The sequence below is a fragment of the Nocardioides sp. genome, assembly GCF_024509035.1.
Lineage (GTDB): Bacteria > Actinomycetota > Actinomycetes > Propionibacteriales > Nocardioidaceae > Nocardioides.
Genome location: NZ_JANINT010000326.1, coordinates 1 through 3,879 on the forward strand (window position 1 = coordinate 1; position 3,879 = coordinate 3,879).

Below are 3,879 nucleotides of genomic sequence, written 5' to 3' on the forward strand. Positions count from 1 at the left end.
GACTACACCGCCGAGTACCTGCGGCTGTCGTCGGACCACGTCTACGACCAGCTGGTCGAGGAGGGCGTGCAGGACCCGACCGCCGCGACGCGTGACCTGATGCGCGAGAACAGGTACGACGATAAGACGGGCACGCTGGTCTACACGCCCGAGCAGGTGTCGGCGTTCGAGGCGATCAGCGACCACTACGCCGAGTTCTTCGGCGACGACAGCACCGAGCACGGCCTGCTGCCGAAGGTGATCACCGACCCGGAGGAGATCCACGAGCTCACCGCGTTCTTCTCCTGGACGGCGTGGGCCTCGGCCGCCGAGCGCCCGGGACACAGCTACTCCTACACCAACAACTGGCCGGCCGAGAAGCGCGTCGACAACGGCCCGACCGCCGACATCATCGTGTGGTCCGGGCTCTCGCTGATCGCGCTCCTCGTGGGGCTGGGCCTGCTGTTCGCCGTCTACGGGCGGTGGAGCAAGCGGATCGGCTGGCACGCCACCGAGCAGCCCTCGCTCGCCTTCCGCCAACCGGGCGAGGTCGAGATCACCAAGTCCCAACGCGTGACCGCGTGGTTCTTCTTCGCCGTCGCGGCGCTGTTCCTGGTCCAGGCGGTGCTCGGCGCTGCCGTCGAGCACTACCGTGCCGACCTGGCCAGCTTCTTCGGGCTCGACCTCGCCAGGATCCTGCCGTTCAACCTCGCCCGCACCTGGCACCTCCAGCTGTCCTTGTTGTGGACCGCCGCCTCGTTCCTGGCCGCCGGGATCTTCCTCGCTCCGATCATCGCGGGCCGCGAGCCCAAGCGGCAGCACTGGCTGACGTGGGGTCTGCTCGCCGCCGTGGTCGTCGTCGTGGTGGGCTCGCTCGCCGGTGAGGCGATCAGCATCTTCGGGGCCGACTGGGCCAAGGGCTCGATCTTCTTCGACCAGCAGTGGGAGTACCTCGACCTGCCGCGCTTCTGGCAGCTGCTGCTCGTGGTCGGCCTCTTCCTCTGGATCGCCATCATCTACCGGGCGATCCGCTCGCGGCTGCAAACCGAGAGCAAGCTCAACATGCCGTGGCTGTTCTTCTACGCCGGCCTGGCGATCCCGGCGTTCTACGCCGTCGGCATGCTCGCGCGCACCGACTCGCACCTGACGGTCGCGGAGTTCTGGCGGTTCTGGGTCGTGCACCTGTGGGTCGAGGACTTCCTCGAGCTGTTCACGACCGTGATGGTGGCCTACATCTTCGTGATGCTCGGCGTGGTCCGCCGCCAGATCGCGATCCAGATCATCTTCCTCGACGTGATCCTCTACTCCGCCGGCGGCGTCATCGGCACCATGCACCACCTCTACTTCTCGGGCACGCCGGTGGAGCACATGGCGCTGGGCGCGTTCTTCTCGGCCCTCGAGGTCATCCCGTTGACGTTCCTCACCGTCGAGGCCTGGACGTTCCTCCAGCTCGGCTCGCGCCAGCAGACCCGCAGCAGCGCGCCGTTCCCCCACCGCTGGGCGGTGATGTTCCTGGTGGCGGTGGGCTTCTGGAACTTCATCGGCGCCGGCGTCTTCGGCTTCCTCATCAACCTGCCGATCGTGTCGTACTACCAGATCGGCACGGCCCTGACGGCCAACCATGCACACGGCGCGATGATGGGCGTCTACGGGATGATGGGCGTCGGGCTGTCCCTCTTCGCACTGCGCTACATCATCCCGGCGCACCGGTGGCCCGACCGGCTGGCCAAGCTGTCGTTCTGGTCGCTCAACATCGGCCTCGCATGGATGGTGTTCGTGACCCTGCTGCCGCTGGGCGTCCTCCAGCTGTGGCACTCCGTCAACGACGGCTACTTCGAGGCCCGCGAGCTCGGCTACATCACCCGGCCCGGCAACGCCTTCCTCGAGTGGATGCGGATGCCCGGCGACGTGCTGTTCCTGGTGCCCGGCATCCTGCCGTTCTTGTGGATCGCCTTCCTCGGCGTCCGCTACGGCATCAAGGCGACCGCGACCGTGATGGAGCCCGAGACGCTGTTCGTCGAGGAGCACCCCGAGGCGCGTGAGGACCGCACGGGCGAGCTCGTCCCGCGGTCGCGCTACGCCTCGGACCGGCGTACCGACGTCGTCGTCGACGACCCCGACGACGGGAGCCCCCGGTGACCGCCTCACTGTCCGAGGTCGGCTTCGACACCTGGTTCGCCGCCGGCTACTGCCTGGCGCTCGTGGCGATGGCCTACGTCATCGACCGTCTGGCCCGGCGCGCCGGGGCCGCGGCCGAAGGGGGTGTGACCTTCGGGTTCACCTACCACGAGGACCATGACGCCTGGCAGTGTCCCGAGGACCAGTGGCTGTGGCCGCAGTCCTTCGACCCCGACCACCGGGTGATGCGCTACCGCGGCAGCCCGTCGATCTGCAACGCCTGCCCCGTCAAGGAGACCTGTACGCCGTCCCACTCGGGCCGCGAGATCCAGCGGGCGGTCGACGTCTGGCCGGCCTCGGAGGCGGCGCGGTTCCACCGCGGCATCGCGTGCGCCGTCGTGCTGATGGGGCTGATCTGGCCGGTCGGCGCCCTCCTCGCGGCGCCGGGGCCGGCCGCCAGTGCGGTCCTCACGACCGCGCTCCTCGGCGCCCTCGTGCTGAGCTGGCCGCTCTGGTCGCACCTGCGCCGCTCCACCGTCGTGCTGCCCGAGGGCATGGTGCACCGCTCGCTGGACGAGACCATGGCCGAGCGGGCGCTGACCGCCACCGCGGCCCGACAGCGGCGCTCCCGGTTCACTTCAGCGCGCCGGGAGCAGGACGGAGGTGTCGCATGGTGACCTATCTCGTGACGGTGGCGGTGATCGCCCTGGTCGTGCTCCTCGGGTCCTCGGTCCGGGTGCTCAAGGAGTACGAGCGGGGCGTGGCGTTCCGGCTCGGGCGGCTGCGTGAGCTCCTCGGCCCCGGCGTGACGTTGGTCCTGCCCGGTCTCGACAAGCTGATCCGCGTCGACATGCGTGTGGTCACCTTGACGATCCCGCCGCAGGAGGTCATCACCCGCGACAACGTCCCCGCGCGGGTCAACGCGGTCGTGCTCTTCCGCGTCACCGACGCGGTCAGCTCGGTGATGGCGGTCGAGAACCACGCGGTCGCGACCTCCCAGATCGCCCAGACCACGTTGCGGTCGGTCGTCGGCCGGGCCGACCTCGACACGCTGCTCGCCCACCGCGCCGACCTCAACGAGGACCTCGCGGCGTCGATCGCGGCACAGACCGAGCCATGGGGCGTCGAGGTCGCGGTCGTGGAGATCAAGGACGTCGAGATCCCCGAGGCCATGCAGCGGGCGATGGCCCGCGAGGCGGAGGCCGAGCGCGAGCGGCGCGCCAAGGTCATCAGCGCGCGCGGTGAGCTGCAGGCCTCGGCCGAGCTGCGCGACGCCGCCAAGACGCTGAGCGAGGCGCCCGCCAGCCTCCAGCTGCGCTACCTCCAGACGCTCCTCGAGCTCGGGGCCGACCAGAACTCCACCGTCGTGTTCCCGCTGCCCGTCGACATCATCGGGCCGTTCCTCGACACGGTCCGGTCCAACCCCGCCAGCGCCGTCCGCGGCCTGGTGAACGGCCACGCACCCGCGGAAAGGACCCCCGATGACCAGCGATCCTGAGCTGCACGAGAGCACGCCCGACCTCAGGGCCGGCCGCCCGGTCGTCCTCGAGCCGATGCCGCCGGGCTGGTGGCTGGTGATCGGCGGGACCGTGCTGGCCGCGCTCGGCCCGCTGTTCGGGTTCCTGATCGGCTCGATGATCGGGGAGGGCGACGGCGACGGCATGGACCCGATCCAGCTCTGGCTCCTGCTCGGCTTCCTCGCCGGCGCGGTGGGTGTCGCCATGGCGCTCATGGGCGGCTACACGATCATCGACCGCCGCCGCGGCGAGGACGGCCCGTCCG

4 protein-coding genes are annotated in these 3,879 nt (G+C 69.9%); all 4 read left to right on the plus strand.

Annotated features, from left to right (window positions below; translation table 11 throughout):
• Positions 1–2,118: cbb3-type cytochrome c oxidase subunit I (locus Q0L15_RS20285; protein WP_366939622.1), on the plus strand; the 2,118-nt coding region annotated here is incomplete at its 5' end.
• A complete protein-coding gene (locus Q0L15_RS20290) occupies positions 2,115–2,774 on the plus strand; it encodes a hypothetical protein (protein WP_296606458.1) in 660 nt (219 codons plus the stop codon). The genes Q0L15_RS20285 and Q0L15_RS20290, both read left to right, overlap by 4 nt.
• Positions 2,768–3,595, plus strand: a complete 828-nt coding sequence (locus tag Q0L15_RS20295; RefSeq protein WP_296606460.1) for an SPFH domain-containing protein — start codon at positions 2,768–2,770, stop codon at positions 3,593–3,595. The genes Q0L15_RS20290 and Q0L15_RS20295 overlap by 7 nt, the downstream gene beginning before the upstream one ends.
• Positions 3,579–3,879, plus strand: a 301-nt coding sequence (locus Q0L15_RS20300; RefSeq protein ID WP_296606461.1) for a hypothetical protein, incomplete at its 3' end; no start/stop codon positions are given. The genes Q0L15_RS20295 and Q0L15_RS20300, both read left to right, overlap by 17 nt.